General features: G+C 70.4%; 14 protein-coding genes and 1 riboswitch. Of the genes, 8 read left to right on the top strand and 6 right to left on the bottom strand.

What is annotated here, in order from left to right:
* The first annotated feature begins 415 nt into the window (after positions 1–415).
* From E1181_RS17985 to E1181_RS17975, 3 genes are all read left to right on the top strand, one after another.
* On the top strand, positions 416–1,825 hold the full coding sequence (locus E1181_RS17985; RefSeq protein WP_408010107.1) for a family 2B encapsulin nanocompartment shell protein: 1,410 nt from the start codon (positions 416–418) through the stop codon (positions 1,823–1,825).
* A 62-nt stretch (positions 1,826–1,887) separates the two neighbouring features.
* A complete protein-coding gene (locus E1181_RS17980; RefSeq protein ID WP_235876852.1) occupies positions 1,888–3,264 on the top strand; it encodes a family 2B encapsulin nanocompartment shell protein in 1,377 nt (458 codons plus the stop codon).
* A gap of 16 nt (positions 3,265–3,280) precedes the next feature.
* Positions 3,281–4,324: a family 2 encapsulin nanocompartment cargo protein polyprenyl transferase gene (locus tag E1181_RS17975; protein ID WP_132676266.1), complete on the top strand. Its 1,044-nt coding sequence runs from the start codon at positions 3,281–3,283 to the stop codon at positions 4,322–4,324.
* 103 nt (positions 4,325–4,427) lie between these two features.
* On the opposite strand, the gene E1181_RS17970 is transcribed toward E1181_RS17975, so the two are convergent.
* On the bottom strand, positions 4,428–5,753 hold the full coding sequence (locus tag E1181_RS17970) for a purine-cytosine permease family protein (protein WP_132676264.1): 1,326 nt from the start codon (positions 5,751–5,753) through the stop codon (positions 4,428–4,430).
* Positions 5,744–5,857: riboswitch (TPP riboswitch) on the bottom strand. (Overlaps the previous gene by 10 nt.)
* Before the next feature lie 37 nt (positions 5,858–5,894).
* Positions 5,895–7,412 (bottom strand): helicase HerA-like domain-containing protein, encoded by a 1,518-nt coding sequence (locus tag E1181_RS17965; protein WP_132676262.1) that lies wholly within the window; start codon positions 7,410–7,412, stop codon positions 5,895–5,897.
* A gap of 241 nt (positions 7,413–7,653) precedes the next feature.
* Between E1181_RS17965 and larE the strand changes: the two genes are divergently transcribed.
* The 4 genes from larE to E1181_RS17945 are packed head-to-tail and all read left to right on the top strand — an operon-like array spanning position 7,654 to position 10,753.
* A complete protein-coding gene (larE, locus tag E1181_RS17960) occupies positions 7,654–8,472 on the top strand; it encodes an ATP-dependent sacrificial sulfur transferase LarE (protein ID WP_235876851.1) in 819 nt (272 codons plus the stop codon).
* Complete coding sequence (larB, locus tag E1181_RS17955; protein WP_132676258.1) at positions 8,469–9,131, top strand: nickel pincer cofactor biosynthesis protein LarB; 663 nt, start codon at positions 8,469–8,471, stop codon at positions 9,129–9,131. The genes larE and larB overlap by 4 nt, the downstream gene beginning before the upstream one ends.
* Positions 9,128–10,264 (top strand): nickel pincer cofactor biosynthesis protein LarC, encoded by a 1,137-nt coding sequence (larC, locus tag E1181_RS17950; protein ID WP_132676256.1) that lies wholly within the window; start codon positions 9,128–9,130, stop codon positions 10,262–10,264. The genes larB and larC overlap by 4 nt, the downstream gene beginning before the upstream one ends.
* 54 nt (positions 10,265–10,318) lie before the next feature.
* Positions 10,319–10,753 (top strand): VOC family protein, encoded by a 435-nt coding sequence (locus E1181_RS17945; RefSeq protein ID WP_132676254.1) that lies wholly within the window; start codon positions 10,319–10,321, stop codon positions 10,751–10,753.
* 114 nt (positions 10,754–10,867) lie between these two features.
* On the opposite strand, the gene E1181_RS17940 is transcribed toward E1181_RS17945, so the two are convergent.
* From E1181_RS17940 to ligD, 4 genes are all read right to left on the bottom strand, one after another.
* A complete protein-coding gene (locus tag E1181_RS17940) occupies positions 10,868–12,943 on the bottom strand; it encodes a xanthine dehydrogenase family protein molybdopterin-binding subunit (RefSeq protein ID WP_132676252.1) in 2,076 nt (691 codons plus the stop codon).
* Positions 12,940–13,926, bottom strand: a complete 987-nt coding sequence (locus tag E1181_RS17935; RefSeq protein ID WP_132676250.1) for an FAD binding domain-containing protein — start codon at positions 13,924–13,926, stop codon at positions 12,940–12,942. Before E1181_RS17935 ends, E1181_RS17940 begins: the two co-directional genes overlap by 4 nt.
* Positions 13,923–14,414, bottom strand: a complete 492-nt coding sequence (locus E1181_RS17930) for a (2Fe-2S)-binding protein (protein WP_132676248.1) — start codon at positions 14,412–14,414, stop codon at positions 13,923–13,925. Before E1181_RS17930 ends, E1181_RS17935 begins: the two co-directional genes overlap by 4 nt.
* A gap of 64 nt (positions 14,415–14,478) precedes the next feature.
* Entirely contained in the window at positions 14,479–15,330 is an 852-nt protein-coding gene (gene ligD / locus E1181_RS17925) for a non-homologous end-joining DNA ligase (RefSeq protein WP_132676246.1), read from the bottom strand.
* A gap of 163 nt (positions 15,331–15,493) precedes the next feature.
* Here ligD and E1181_RS17920 point away from each other — a divergent pair, with 163 nt between their 5' ends.
* Entirely contained in the window at positions 15,494–15,718 is a 225-nt protein-coding gene (locus E1181_RS17920; RefSeq protein ID WP_132676244.1) for a hypothetical protein, read from the top strand.
* The last annotated feature ends 126 nt before the right edge of the window (positions 15,719–15,844 follow it).

Genomic DNA, 15,844 nt, shown 5'->3' with positions numbered 1-15,844 from the left:
TCCGTCGCCCGGGTGGAGCAATGGGGTCCCGAAATCTCCCGTTCCACCTCCCCCGCAATGGGTCACCAGGCTGATCCGACCCCGGAAACGACTAGCGTGACGGGAGCTGCGCGCCACCCTGCGTGGCGCAATGGGACCATCAGGTGATCATGGCGCTCCCCTGCGCTGACCACTGCGTATAGCGCCATTCGGCACTTTCGGGTGACTGTACGGCCGAGTGGGCTGGTGCTAGCGTTCCACCTGGAAGCAACGCCGGGACCGCCAATCCGACCCCGGACAACAATTCCTTCCACCCCTCTCGAATTCCTCGACGACATTCGCCGATTCACCTTTCGTGTCCACCTTCGCGCCGGACCGAACCCCTCGAGCACTCTCCCGACGATTTGTCAGCTCTATGATTGGTGGTATTTCTGTCGTGACTGCGACCGATCCGAACCCCGCCGACACCGAAGCGCCGCAGTTGAGCCTGAGCACCACCGCGGCCAGGAACCTCGCGACCACGACCAAGTCGGTCCCGCAGATGCAGGGCATCACCTCGCGGTGGCTGCTGCGCATGCTGCCGTGGGTGCAGGCCGCGGGTGGCGTGTACCGGGTAAACCGCAGGCTCACCTACACCCTCGGGGACGGCCGGATCACCTTCAGCAACACCGGGGCCGATGTCCGCGTCATCCCCCAGGAGCTCCAGGAACTGCCGCTGCTGCGCGGTTTCGACGACGAGTCGGCGCTGCGCGCGCTCGCCGACCGGTTCGTGCAGCGCCAGTTCGAACCGGGCGAGGTGATCGCCAACTCCGGTGACCCGGCCGAGGAGGTGGTGCTCATCGCGCACGGCAAGGTCAACAAGATCGGCACCGGCGAGTACGGCGACCAGACCGTGCTGGAGGTCCTCGCCGACGGGCAGTACTTCGGCGCGCAGGTGCTGGCGGGCGATTCCGTCGAGTGGGACGCCAGCTACAAGGCGGTGACGCCCTGCACCGTGCTCTCGCTCGGCCGGCGGACCTTCCAGGAGCTCAACGGCTCCTCGGAATCGCTGCGCGAGCACGTCCGGGAGGTCCTCGCCGGGCCCGGTCGGCCGCACAACCCGCACGGCGAGGCCGACATCGACATCGCATCGGGCCACTCCGGCGAACCTTCGCTGACCGGCACGTTCGTCGACTACGAGCTCGCTCCGCGCGAGTACGAGCTCAGCGTGGCCCAGACCGTGCTGCGGGTGCACAGCCGGGTCGCCGACCTCTACAACCAGCCGATGAACCAGACCGAGCAGCAGCTCCGGCTGACCATCGAGGCGTTGCGCGAGCGCCAGGAGGAGGAGCTGGTCAACAACCGCGGCTTCGGCCTGCTGCACAACGCCGACCTGCGGCAGCGCATCCCCACCCGGACCGGGCCTCCGACTCCCGACGACCTGGACGAGCTGCTGACCCTGGTGTGGAAGGAACCCGGCTGCTTCCTGGCACATCCGCGCACCATCGCCGCGTTCGGCCGGGAGTGCAGCAAGCGCGGCCTGTACCCGCAGAGCATCGACCTCGGCGGGCACCAGGTTCCAGCATGGCGAGGTGTGCCGATCCTGCCGTGCGACAAGTTGCACGTCAGCGACAAGCGCACGAGCTCGGTGCTGCTGATGCGGCTCGGCGAGCAGAACCAGGGCGTGGTCGGTCTGCACCAGACGGGCCTGCCCGACGAGTACCGACCCGGGTTGTCGGTGCGGTTCATGGGGATCAACGAGCAGGCGGTCATCTCCTACCTGGTCAGCACCTACTACTCGGCGGCGGTGATGGTTCCGGACGCGCTCGGCGTGCTCGAGCACGTCGAAGTGGGCCGCGAGAGCTGACCGCGCGGGCCGGTCGCGCAGGCCGGCCCGCTCCTCTCCCCGATCAGAGGAGTTGACACACCTTGACCGCCACCGAGAACCCGGCTCTGAGCCTGAGCACGCAGGCTGCGCGCAGGCTTTCCACGACCACAAAAACGCAGCCGCAGATGCAGGGCAGGACCTCCCGCTGGTTGCTGAGGATGCTGCCGTGGGTCGACGTCGAAGCAGGGACCTACCGGGTCAACCGGCGGCTGACCTGCGCAGCGGGCGACGGCCTGATCACCTTCACCAACACCGGCGACGAGGTCCGCGTGATCCCTCGCGAGCTCACCGAACTGCCGCTGCTGCGCGGCTACGACGACTCGGCGCTGAGCGCTCTGGCCGACCGGTTCGTGCAGCGCCACTACGAGCCGGGGCAACTGATCTCGGTCGGCGGGGAACCGGCGACCGAGGTGGTGCTGATCGCGCACGGCAAGGTCGACAAGATCCGCAGCGGCGAGTACGGCGCGGACACCGTCACCGACACGCTGGCGGGCGGCAGGTTCTTCGGCTCCCAGGTGCTGGCGACCGCGCAGTCCACATGGGACAGCACCTACCGCGCGGTCACGCCCTGCATCGTGCTCGCCCTCGACCGCGCGGCGCTGCACGAGGTCACCAGGCAGTTCGACGAGCTGCGCGCGCACGTGGCCGCCGAGTACGCCTCGCCGACACCGGCGACGAACAAGCGCGGTGAGATCGACATCGCGCTGGCCTCCGGTCATTCCGGCGAAACCGCGCTGCCCGGAACGTTCGTCGACTACGAGCTGGCACCGCGCGAGTACGAGCTCAGCATCGCGCAGACCGTGCTGCGAGTGCACAGCCGCGTCGCCGACCTCTACAACCAGCCGATGAACCAGACCGAGCAACAGCTCCGGCTCACCGTCGAGGCGCTGCGTGAGCGCCAGGAGCACGAACTGCTCAACAACCGAGACTTCGGGCTGCTGCACAACGCCGACCTTCAACAGCGGCTGCACACCCGAACCGGGCCGCCCACCCCCGAAGACCTCGACGAACTGCTGTCCCGCCGCAGGAAGTCGCGGTTCTTCCTGGCACACCCCCGCACCATCGCCGCGTTCGGCAGGGAGTGCAGCAAGCGCGGCCTGTACCCGCAGACCACCGAGGTGCAGGGGCACGCGGTCCAGTCCTGGCGCGGCGTGCCGATCCTGCCCACCGACAAGATCCCGATCAGCGCCAAGGGCACCACCTCGATCCTGTGCATGCGCACCGGCGAGGACGACCACGGCGTCGTCGGGCTGCGCCAGACCGGGATCTCCGACGAGCACGAGCCCGGACTCTCGGTGCGCTTCATGGGCATCAACGAACAGGCGGTCCTCTCCTACCTGGTCAGCGCCTACTTCTCCGCCGCGGTGCTGGTCCCGGACGCGCTCGGCGTCCTGGAGAACGTCGAAATCACCCGCTGAGCGAAGGGAACCCGCAATGACGACGATGCAGCAGGACGCGAACCGCGCCGGTCAGGCCTTCGAGGCGCTGACCAGCAGCCGAACCATGGTCGAGCCCGCGTTGCGAGCGGCGGTGGACCGGCTCCCGGACCGGATGCGCCAGGTCGCCGGCTACCACCTGGGGTGGCTCGACGAGCGCGGGAACCCGGTGCGCGCCGACCGGGGCAAGGCGATGCGGCCGACCATGGTGCTGCTCAGCGCCTCGGCCGTCGGTGGCGATCCGGCGGACGCGGTGCCGGCCGCGGTGGCCGTGGAACTGGTGCACAACTTCTCGTTGCTGCACGACGACGTGATGGACGGCGATGTCACGCGCCGACATCGGCCGACGGCCTGGACGGTGTTCGGCAACGCCACCGCGATCCTGGCCGGCGACGCGTTGCTGACGCTGGCGGCCGACGTGCTCGCCTCCTCGCACCACCCGGAGGCGGCCAGCGCGGTGCGGATGCTCAGCAGCGCGGTGCTCGGCCTCATCGACGGGCAGAACTCGGACCTGGAGTTCGAGACGCGTGCCGACGTGGACGTCGCCGCGTGCCAGCGGATGGCCCGCGACAAGACCGGTGCTCTGCTGGGGGCCGCGTGCGCGCTCGGCGCGCTGCACGGTGGCGGCTCGCCGGAGCAGATCACCAGGATGCGCAGCTTCGGGGAGCGGCTGGGGCTGGCCTTCCAGCACATCGACGACCTGCTGGGGATCTGGGGTGATCCGGCGATGACCGGCAAACCCGTGTTCTCCGATCTGCGCACCCGCAAGAAGACGTTGCCGGTGGTCTCCGCGCTGACCTCGGGCTCGAGCGCGGGCCAGCGGCTGGCGTCCCTCTACTACCGGGAGCAGCCGCTGGTCAGCGGCGAGCTCGCCCAGGCCGCGGAGCTCGTCACGCTCGCCGGCGGGCGGGCGTGGAGCCAGGCCCAGGCCGATGAACTGCTCGCCTCGGCGTTGACCGATCTCCGCAGAGCGGAGCCGGTGGAGGACGCGGCAGAGGCGCTCTCGGCACTGGCCCACCTGGTGACGCGCCGGGACCACTGAGTCCCGGCGCCCGGAAACGACGGCTCCAGCCACCACCGCCGCCCCTCCTGGCTGGAGCCGTCCCCGGTCTCCGGGCGGTTCGCCTCGACGCGAACCGCCCGGTTCAGCCCTTCCGGCGGCTGCGGGCGAGCAGGCCGATGATGCCCGCGGCCACCGCGGAGATGACGAACGAGGTCAGCGCAGCGCTCATCCAGGTCGGGACGGTGAACCCGATGGCCTCGCGGGCGCCGGTCCACAACGCGGTCCACCAGCCCAGTTCGCCGGGGTTGATCAGCTGGAAGGTCGCGAAGCCCAGCAGCCAGGCGATCAGCATCCCCCAGCGGGAGGGGGCCTGCGCCGAGACGTCCCACTCGCGGTTGCGGGCGTTGTAGAAGTAGTCCACCGCCAGCACGCCGAACATCGGCACGAACACCGATCCGATCAGCAGCAGGAAGTTGGAGAACTGCTCGATGTCCATCGTCAGCGCTGCCAGCGTGCTGACCACGCCGACGATCAAGCTCAACAGCCGCCGATCGGTGCTGGGGCGCAAGTTCTGGATGGACACCGCGGTCGAATAGGTGTCGGCGAAGGACTGGTCGACCTCGCGCAGCACCAGCACCGCGAAGAACAGCACGCCCAGCGGCGCCGCCAGCAGCGGGTCGAACGCCTTGTCCCCGTCGAACCCGACCAGCGCCAGACCGAGCAGTCCCAGCAGGTAGCAGGCGATCTGGGTGACCGAGTAACCGACGGTCGCCGCGGTGAACGCACCGCTGGCCGACCGCGAGTGCCGCGAGTAGTCCGAGGCGACCGGCAGCCAGGACACCGCGACGGCCAGCGCCGCGTCGGCACCGGGCCAGAACCCCTCCCAGGACCCGTCGTTCATCGGCGGCAACGGCTGGAGCAGCAGCTGCACGAAGAAGTAGACCATCGCGATGAGCACGGCGATGCTCACGTAGCGGCGCAGCAACCTCAGCGCACCGAGGGGGCGCAAGGTCAGCGCGGTGGTGAGGGCTCCGGCGATGAGCACGTACAGCCACTGCGGTCCACCGCCGAACAGCGCCTCGGCGCCCTGGGCGATCACCAGCAGCTCGAACGTCCCCCAGCCGACCAGCTGGAGGATGTTGAGCACGGTCGGCACGTAGGACAACCGGGTGCCGAACAGGCCGCGCAGCAGCATCATCGCCGGTGCGCCCGTGCGGGCTCCGGGGATGGCCGCGATGCCGACCATCAGGCTGCCCAGCACGGTCCCGACGACGGTCGCCGTCACCGCGGCCGCGAAGGACAGCTGCGGCACGCCAGCGGGCGCGAGCACCGCGAGCGCACCGCTGAATCCCAGCAGGCTCACACCGAGGTTGCCCCAGAAGGCTCCTTGGTCGAGCACCCCCAGCGTTCTGGGTGCCGGTTCGTCCAGGGTGTTCGGAACTTCGGACCGTTCGACGTCAAGCGCCATCGACAGCTCCCTACGCCGGCATTATCCGGACAGGTTCTGCGGTCGGTGGCGCGCTGCGTGCCACCCTCTCAGCCCGATTCGCCCGAGCTCCCGCGTGGATAAGTCGGGCAGACCCTACCTGATCGGGTGAAGCGGGGTCAGTCAGCGCCTCCTGTTGCCGAACAGCCCGCGGGTGACCTCGCGGCCGACGGCGCTGGCCGCGGAGCGGAAGAACGAGCGCACGGCCGGGTTCTCCATCGCCTTCTGGAACATCCCCGCTTCCTCGCGCGCGCCCTTCTGCTGCGGGGCCTGCCCCTCTTCCGCAGCGGGCTCGGTGACCTTCTGGGCGAGCTTCTCGTAGGCGGACTCGCGATCGATCGTCTCGGAGTACTTGGCGTGCAGGTCGGAGGACTGGGCCGAGGAGCGGACCGCGTCCTCGCCGATGGTGCCCATCAGCGAGCGCGGCGGGCGCAGCCGCGTCCAGGCCACCGGTGTCGGAGCGCCGGTCTCCGACAGCACCGTCACGATCGCCTCCCCGATGCCGAGGCTCGTCAGCGCCTCGTCGAGCTGGTAGTGCTCGGTGGTCGGGTAGGTCTTCACCGTCTTGGACAGCGCCTTCTGGTCCTCGGGGGTGAACGCGCGGATCGCGTGCTGGACGCGGGCGCCCAGCTGCGAGAGCACCGGGTTGGGCAGGTCGGTGGGCAGCTGGGTGCAGAAGAAGACGCCGACTCCCTTGGAGCGGATGAGCTTCACCGTCTGCTCGATGCGGTCGAGGAACGCCTTGGACGCGTCGTTGAACAGCAGGTGCGCTTCGTCGAAGAAGAACACCAGCTTCGGCCGGTCCAGGTCACCGGCTTCGGGCATCTCCTCGAAGAGCTCGGCCAGCAGCCACATCAGGAACGTGGAGAACAGCACCGGGTTGGTCTGCACGTCGTCGAGCTCGAGGAGGTTGACCACGCCCTTGCCCTCGGTCTGCCGGAGCAGGTCGGCCACCTCCAGCTCGGGTTCGCCGAAGAACTCGTCCCCGCCCTGGGCCTCCAGGTTCGACAGCGCCCGCAGGATCACCCCGGCGCTGGCGGCCGAGACACCACCGATGCCCTTGAGGTCCGCCTTGCCCTCGTCGCTGGTCAGGTACTGGATGACCGACCGCAGGTCCTTGGTGTCCAGCAGTCCGAGCCCGCGCTGGTCGGCCCAGTGGAAGATCAGCCCGAGGGTGGACTCCTGGGTGGCGTTGAGCCCGAGCACCTTGGACAGCAGCAGCGGCCCGAAGCTGGTGATCGACGCCCGGATCGGCACCCCGCGGCCGCCGGTGCCCAGCGAGAGGAACTGCACCGGGTAGGACGAGGCCTGCCAGTCGTCGCCGACGTCCTGGGCGCGCGCGGTGAGCTTCTCGCCGCCCTCGCCGGGCTGGGCGAGCCCGGACAAGTCGCCCTTGATGTCGGCGAGCACGACGGGAACCCCGGCGTCGGAGAGCTGTTCGGCGAGCAGTTGCAGCGTTTTGGTCTTGCCGGTGCCGGTCGCACCCGCGACCAGGCCGTGCCGGTTGAGCGTGGCCAGCGGGATGCGCACCTGGGCCGCGGCATCGGCCTCGTTGTCGATGACCACCGCCCCGAGGTCGACGGCGGCTCCGCCGGAGGTGTACCCGGCCGCGATCTGCTGAGCAGCGTTGTTGTCGGTCACCGCGGTCTCCTCCCATCGGCACGTTCCCTTCGGAAGGTAGGTCGGTCCGGCCGCCGAGCCGGGGAGTGCCACTCGGTCGAGGGACAGGCGGGCGCGTCCGCACTAGCACCCCGAACGAGCCGCCAAAAGGCTCGTTGACCACCGGAAAGATCTCCTTCGACGGCATGGGATGCATCGCTCGATGGAGTTAGAGTCTGGTCGGACCACATGGCTGTGAGCGAGCGTGCGTGAGGAGTGCGTCGTGACCGGATTGGACCGCCTGCGGGCGCGCGTCAGAACCGAGGAATCCCTGGTCGTGGCGTTCTCGGGTGGCGTGGACTCGGCGCTGCTGGCCGTGGTGGCGCACCAGGAGCTGGGGTCGCGGATGCTCGCGGTCACGGCCGTGTCCCCGAGCTTGGCGGCCGACGAGCGCAAGCGGGCCAAGCGCTTCGCGCGCGAGCACGGCCTCGCCCACGTCGAGGTCTGCACCGACGAGGCCGATCGGCCCGAGTACGCCGCCAACGACGGAAATCGCTGCTACCACTGCAAGTCCGCGCTGTTCGACGCGGTGGAACCGCTGGCGGCGACGATGGGCGCCACCATCGCGCTGGGCACCAATGTGGACGATCTGGGAGATCACCGGCCGGGCCAGCGCGCGGCCGCGCAGCGCGGCGCGATCGCGCCGATGGTCGACGCCGGGCTCACCAAGTCCGACGTCCGCCAGGCCAGCGCCGAGCTGGGTCTGTCCACTGCGGACAAACCGGCCGCGGCGTGCCTGGCCTCCCGCGTCGCCTACGGCGATCCGGTCACCCCGGAGGTGCTGGCCCGCATCGAGCGGGCGGAGGCCGCCGTCCACGCCCTGGGGTTCCCGGTGTGCCGGGTTCGCGCGCACGGTCAGGGCACGGTGGCCCGCCTGGAGGTGCCCGCCGAGGACATCGACCGCGCGGCAGCGCACCACGCCGAGCTCGACGCCGCGGGCCGGGAAGCGGGCTTCGAGTTCTGCGCGCTGGACATGGCCGGGTTCTCCAGCGGCCGGATGAACGTGCTGCTCCCGCTGCTGCCCACCCGGACGGCGTCATGACCGGCTTCAGCGATCTCGGCTACGCCAGGGTCGACACCGACCGCGAATCCCGCCAGGGGCTTCCGGAGGTGGTCTACGGTCCCGGCAAGCTGCCGGAGGAGATCACCGGCATCGTGACCGAGCTGCTGGCGCGCAGCACCGGCCCCGTCCTTGTCACCAGGGTCGAACCCGAGGTCGCGGCGGCGGTGCGGGTGCCCGGGGGCGACTACGACGAGACGGCGCGGTTGCTGGTGTGGCGACCGGCCGAGCAGCGCGATTTCCGGCTGTGCGTGGCCACGGCGGGCACGTCGGACTGGCCGGTCGCGGCGGAGGCGGACGCGGTCGCCTCCGCGATCGGCCTGCGCACCCACGTGGTCCGCGACGTCGGGGTGGCGGGCATCCACCGGCTGCTCGCCGCGAGCGAGGACCTCGAGCAGGCCGACGCCGTGGTCGTGGTGGCGGGCATGGAGGGCGCCCTGGCCAGCGCCGTCGGCGGCCTGGTGTCGTGCCCGGTGATCGCGGTGCCGACCTCGACCGGGTACGGAGCCTCGCTGGACGGCGTGACGGCGCTGCTGGCGATGCTCACCTCCTGCGCTGCCGGGCTGACCGTGGTCAACATCGACTCGGGTTTCTCCGCCGCGATGGCCGCGCACCGGTTGGCCGTGGTGGCCCGGCGATGATCCTCTGGCTCAACCCCGCGACCGGGCTCTCCGGCGACATGCTGCTGGGCGCGCTGCTCGGGCTCGGAGCCCCGCTGGAGCGGGTGCGATCGGCGATCGAGTCCACCGGCCTGCGGGAGTGGTCGTTGGACGCCGAGCGGGTCCAGGTGGACGGGATCGCGGCGACCAGAGCGGTCGTGACCACCGACGATGACGCGCCCGAGCGGCACGCGGCGGAGCTGATCGAGCTCGCCTCCCGCGCGCGACCGGAACCCGTTGCGCAGCTGGCGGTTTCCGCGCTCGAAGCGATCGCGCGGGTGGAGGGCCAGCTGCACGACCGCGATCCGGCGGAGGTGCACCTGCACGAGGTCGGCGGCCTGGACACCATCGTGGACACCGTCGGAGTGGCGGCGGCGTTGCACGAACTGTCGGTCACCGCAGTGCATGCCGCTCCGATCGCGCTGGGGTCGGGCACGGTCCGCTGCGCGCACGGAGTGCTCCCCGCGCCCGCTCCGGCGACCTTGCGCCTGCTGGAAGGCGCGGCGGTGGTCGGCGCGGACCTCGCCGGGGAGACGGTCACGCCGACGGGCGCGGCCCTGGTCGCGGCGATGGGCACCCGGTTCACCCCTCCCCCGGCGATGACGCTCGGCGCCACCGCCTACGGGGCCGGGACCAAGCGCTTCCCGCAGCGCCCGAACGTCCTGTCGGCCTCGCTGGGGTCCTCCCACACCGGGTCGGAGACGATGGTCGTGGTGGAGTGCAACGTCGACGACGTCACCGGCGAATCCCTGGGTCACGTGGTCGAACGGCTGCTCGACGCCGGCGCGGCCGACGCGTGGACCAGCCCGGCGACGATGAAGAAGTCCCGCCCCGCCCACGTCCTGCACGTGCTGTGCACCCCCGGGGTCGAGGCGGAGCTGACCGAGATCGTGGTGGCCGAGACCGGCACGCTCGGCACCCGTCGGCACGAGGTCCAGCGCACCGCGCTCCCCCGCCGCACCACGACCGTGTCCGTGCGGGGACATCGGATCCGCGTCAAGCACGGCCCGCACCGCAGCAAACCCGAGCACGACGACGTCGCCGCCGCGGCGAAGGCCCTCGGCCTCCCGCTGCGCACCGTCACCGAGATGGCCCTGGACGAGGCGCGCGGCTGAGATCCCACCCGAACTCACCGGGGACGGTCGGTCCGGCTCGGTACCCTCCGAGGCATGGCCATCAAGTTCGAGAACGTCGGCATCGCCGTGCGCGACCTCGAAGCGACGATCTCCTTCTTCACCGACCTCGGCCTCACGGTCGTCGGCCGCACCGCGGTCAGCGGGGAGTGGGCCGACACCGCCGTCGGCCTCGACGACAACCACGCCAAGGTGGCGATGCTCCAGACGCCGGACGGCGGGCACCTCGAGCTGTTCGAGTACCTCCACCCCGAAGCGATCGAGACCGCGCCGACTCGTCCCCACGAGATCGGCATGCACCGCGTCGCCTTCTCGGTCGACGACATCGACGAAGCCCTGGCGATCGCCGCCGAGCACGGATGTCGTCCGCTGCGCGGCGTGGCGACCTACGAGGACGTCTACAAGCTCACCTACGTCCGCGGCCCCAGCGGCATCCTCGTGATGTTCGCCCAGGAGCTGAAGAAGAGCTGACGGCGCACGCGATCGCCGACCGCGACGAGACCACCGGCCGCCGGGTGCGCGGGCCCGAGGATGCCGAAGAGCATCAACGTTGAGATCGACCGCTTCCGGGATGCCCAGCGACGATCAGATCGTGCCGACGAGCTTGTCGGGCGTGATGGGCAGGTCTCGGACGCGGACGCCGGTGGCGTGGTGCACCGCGTTGTCGATTGCGGCCGCGGTGCCGCAGATGCCGATCTCGCCGATGCCCTTGGTGCCCATCGGGTTGACGTAGGGATCGTCCTCGTCGATCCAGTCGACCTCGATGTCTCCGACGTCGGCGCACGCCGCGACGTGGTACTGCGCCATGTCCCGGTTGATCACGTGCCCGTAGCGCGGATCGACGTGGGCCTCCTCGTGCAGGGCCATCGACATGCCCATCGTCATGCCTCCCATGAGCTGCGAGGCACCGGTCTTGGCGTTGACGATGCGCCCGGCGGCGAAGATGCCGAGCATGCGCGGCACCCGCACCTCGCCGGTGTCGACGTTCACCCGCACCTCGGCGAACTGAGCGCCGAAGCTGTGCATCGCGTAGGTGCCCTGATGCGGGTTGTGGGGCATCCGACCGGTCACCACCACACCTTCCTCGGGCACCGGCTCGCCGTCGGGCAGCTCCATGCGCAGCCGGCGCGCGGCGTCGACGATCGCCGAGCCCCAGCAGGTGATCCCGGTCGAACCGCCCGCGCCGGAGGCCCAGGGCAGGTCGGTGTCGCCGATGCTGAGCACGACACGATCGACGTCAGCGCCCAGGGCGTCGGCGGCGATCTGGGTCAGCGCGGTCCACGCTCCGGTGCCGATGTCGACCGCGCCGAGCAGCACCCGGTACCGGCCGTCGGGCCTGGCCTGGATGGTGGCCTGGGTGCCGGGCTGCGAGTTGACCGGATAGGTGGAGGCGGCGACACCGGTGCCCACCAGCCACTCGCCGTCGCGGCGGGCGCCCGGAACCGGGTCGCGGTCGGCCCAGCCGAACCTGCTGGCGCCTTCGCGCAGGCAGGCCACCAGGTTCCGGCTGGAGTACGGCAGCCCGGTGTCCGGATCGGTCTCGGGTTCGTTGCGGATGCGGAACTCGATGGGGTCCAGCCCGCAGGCGATGGCCATCTCGTCCATCGCCGTTTCCAGCGCGTACATCCCGGGGCACTCGCCCGGTGCCCGCATCCACGTCGGCACCGGCAGGTCCAGCTGCGCCAGCCGGTGGGTGATCCGGCGGTTCGGTGCGGCGTACATCGTGCGCGTGGGTTTTCCGGCCAGTTCGGGGAAGCTCTTGAAGCGGGCGTCCTGTGCGATCACGTCGTGGCCGATGGCGGTGAGGCGTCCGCTGGAGTCTGCGCCGAGCCGCACGCGCTGGATCGTGGCGGCGCGGTGCCCGACGATCGGGAAGACCTGCTGGCGAGTGAGCACCAGCTTCACCGGGCGCGGTTCGACGCGCTGGGCGGCTAGGACGGCGGCCACCAGGTGTGCGTGCGCGGGCCCCTTGGACCCGAACCCACCGCCGACGTGCGGTGCGACGACGTGCACGTTCTCGGCGTCGACACCGAAGAGCTCGGTGAGCGCGTCGCGCACCCAGTGCACGCCCTGCGTGGAGTCGTAGACGGTGAGCTCGCCTTCGGACCACGCGGCGGTCGTGGCGTGCGGTTCCATCGCGATGTGGTGCTCCTGCGGCACGGTGTAGACCGCGTCGTGCGCCATCACCGACCCGGCGAGCGCGGCGTCGAGCTCGCCCTGGTCGAGGTCGTCGTCGGCCGGTACGAGATCGTCGCGGTCGGCGTCGAGGTCCGCGTCGTGCTCGTCCTGCTCGTACTCGACGCGCACGAGACCGGCTGCGGCGCGGGCGATCTCGGAGGATTCGGCGAGCACTACGGCGATCGGCTGTCCCCGGTAACCGACCTGCGGTGATTGCAGGACCGCGAGTTCGGCGTCGTCGGTGGAGGCGAGCTCGGGAGCGTTGTGGTGGGTGACCACGTCGAGCACTCCGGGCTCGTCCAGCGCCGCGGTCGCGTCGATGGTGGTGATGCGCCCGCGCGCGATCTGCGATTGCACCAGGTGGGCGTGCACGGGCTTGTCGACCGGGTGTTCGGCCGCGTAGAGCGCGCGGCCGCGGACTTTCGCCTCCCCTTCGAGGCGGTCGAGTGGAGCTCCGAGGATTCGGGTGGCGGCGGTGCTCATCTCGACACCCCCGCCAGGTCCGCGAGCGCTCCGGTAATCATGTTACGCACCAGCTGCACCTTGAAATCGTTACCGGGCAACGGATTCGCCGCCTCCAGCTCGGCATCGGCGGCACGGCGGAAGTCGTCCGCGGTCGCCGGCTCACCACGCAGCACCTGCTCGGCGGTGGTGGCCCGCCATGGCTTGTGCGCCACCCCGCCCAGCGCGAGCCGCACGTCGCGGACCGCGCCGTCGGCGACGTCGAGGGCGGCCGCCACCGAGACCAGCGCGAACGCGAACGAGGTGCGGTCGCGGGCCTTCCGGTAGCGGGAGGTCACCGCGAAGTCCAGCGGCGGCACGTCCACCGAGGTGATGAGCTCACCGTGTTCGAGCACGGTGTCGCGTTGCGGTTCGTCGCCGGGCAAGCGATGCAGGTCCACCAGGTCGATGCGGCGGCTTCCGCCGGGACCGACGGTGTTGACCACGGCGTCGAGCGCGGCCAGCGCCACCGCCATGTCCGAGGGGTGGGTGGCCACGCATTCGCGGGAGGCGCCCAGGATCGCGTGCTCCCGGTGGAAGCCCTCGCGGGCCGAGCAGCCGCTGCCGGGTTCGCGCTTGTTGCACGGTGTCGTGATGTCCTGGAAGTAGCCGCACCGGGTGCGTTGCAGCAGGTTTCCCCCGGTGGTGGCGAGGTTGCGCAGCTGCGGGGAGGCACCCGCGAGCACTGCCTGGGACAGCACCGGGAAGCGCTGCCGCACCAGCGGATCCGCAGCCAGCGCGCTGTTGGTGACCGAGGCACCGATGCGCAACGTGCCGTCGTGGTCCTCGATCTGGTCGGAGGTCAGCCGACGCACGTCGACGAGGACTTCCGGCGCGGCGACCTCCAGCTTCATCAGGTCCACGAGGTTGGTGCCACCGGCCAGGTACTCGGCTCCGGGCGTCTCGGCGAGCACGCTCACCGCCGAGTCCACGTCGGCGACGCGCTCGTAGTGGAAGGGTCTCATCGGGTCACCGCCTCGTTGACCGCGCGAACGATGTTGGCGTAGGCGCCGCACCGGCAGATGTTGCCGCTCATCCGCTCCCGGATCTCATCGTCGAGATCGGCGCCCTCGGCGGTCACAGCGCTGGGCTCTCCCGCCTTCAGCTCTTCGACGGCGGCGACCGCGGAGACGACCTGCCCAGGCGTGCAGTAGCCGCACTGGAAGGCGTCGTGCCGGATGAACCCGCGTTGCAACGGGTGCGGCTCGCCGTCAACGAGGCCGTCGGCGGTGCGCAGGTGAGCGCCGTCGTGCGCCACGGCGGGCATCAGGCAGCTGTTGACGCGCCGGTCCTCCAGCAGCACGGTGCAGGCGCCGCACTGGCCGTGGTCACAGCCCTTCTTCGCGCTGGTGATCCCGAGCCGTTCGCGCAGGGCGTCGAGCACGGTCGTGCGGGTGTCCACGGTGAGCCGGTGCTCGGTGCCGTCGACGAACAGCGTGATGTCGGCGTCCACGATCCCTCCAACGTCGTGCGTCCACCTCGCTTACCCGAACCCGCGCCGACCCATGCACGACCGATCAGTGCAGGTCGCGCCACGGGTCGGATTTTTGCGCGAGGCGGCGAGCCATGTTGCTCAACCCGTACGAGCGCGGGTTCGCCCGGCCGAGCTCCTCGAGGTCGAGCGGGGTGGCCGCCGGTGCTCCGGGGCGTGCGCGCAGCGAGTAGGGGGCGATCATGGTCTGGCCGTAGGCGTTGCGGTTGGTGTCCAGGAAGATCCGGTCGCCGCGCTTGTTCTTGCGCTGCTCCGTGGTCAGCCGCTGCGGATCGTCGCGCGCGGCGCGATCGGCCAGCTCGCGCACCTGGGAGCGGATCTCGTCGAACCCGTGGTCGCCGTTCAGCGGTGCCGCGATGTGGAATCCCTTGCCTCCGGTGGCCTGCAGGTGCGGAGCGAATCCTTCGTCGGCGAAGCGCTCGCACATCGTGCGCACCACGTCCCGCAGCGTCGCGAGGCTGACGTCCTCCGGCGGGTCGAGGTCGAGCACCGCCAGCACCGGGCGCTCCAAGTCCTCCACTGTGGACAGTGCGATGTGGATTTCCAGGCACGCCTGGTCGGCGAGGTAGAGCAGCGCGTCCTCGTCGTCGACGAGCACGTGGTGCACCGGGGGTCCGCCGCCGCGCTGCGGAACCGAAGCGCGCGGGATCGACTCCGGGAAGTGCCTCGACGCCTCCTTCTGGAAGAAGCCCTCCGCGCCGATCCCGTCCGGGAACCGGCGCAGCGTCACCGGCTTGTCCCGCGCGTGCGCGATCAGCTGGCCGGACACCGCCCGGTAGTAGTCGAACACGTCTTGCTTCCGGAAGGAGTCCTGCGGGTAGAGGACCTTGTCCGGGTTGGACGGTCCGGCGCGGTCCTGCGTGTCGTTTCGCGGCATGGCAGTGCAGTACCCGGGCGCCGGGACCCCTATTCACCTGGTCGTGAGCAGCGTTCGCAGCACAGCGTTAAAACATTCGGGTGACAACGGGAACCGTTGGCCGTTCTTTTTGTTCCTATTGGCTGTAAGCGAGTTGCGGCGAACGCCGAGCAAGGAGATCTCGATGGAGCAACACGTGTACGCGGAACTCATCGGCGGCCCCGAGGACGGCCGGTCGTTCATCATCCCCGCGGTCGACGAGGACTTACCCATGGGCGAGTTCGCCTTCCCCTCGCCCCGCGACGGGGAGGACCCCTGCTCGCCCTACGCGTGCTACAACCGGCGTGACCAGCGCGCCGACGGCGTGTGGCGCTACCAGTACGCAGGCGAGCAGAACGTCGCCCCCTAGTAGTGCTTTGTTAGGTGTGGATCTTGGTGTGGGATGATCTTGTTTTGTGAAGCAGGGTGATCTCGCTCGGGTGCGTGGCCGGTTGGAGGAGTTCGCGGCGGAGGTGTTCGCTCCGCTGGCGCGGTC

The organism is Saccharopolyspora terrae (genome assembly GCF_004348435.1).
Classification (GTDB): Bacteria; Actinomycetota; Actinomycetes; order Mycobacteriales; family Pseudonocardiaceae; genus Saccharopolyspora; species Saccharopolyspora endophytica.
This window is presented reverse-complemented; position numbering and strand designations above follow the sequence as displayed.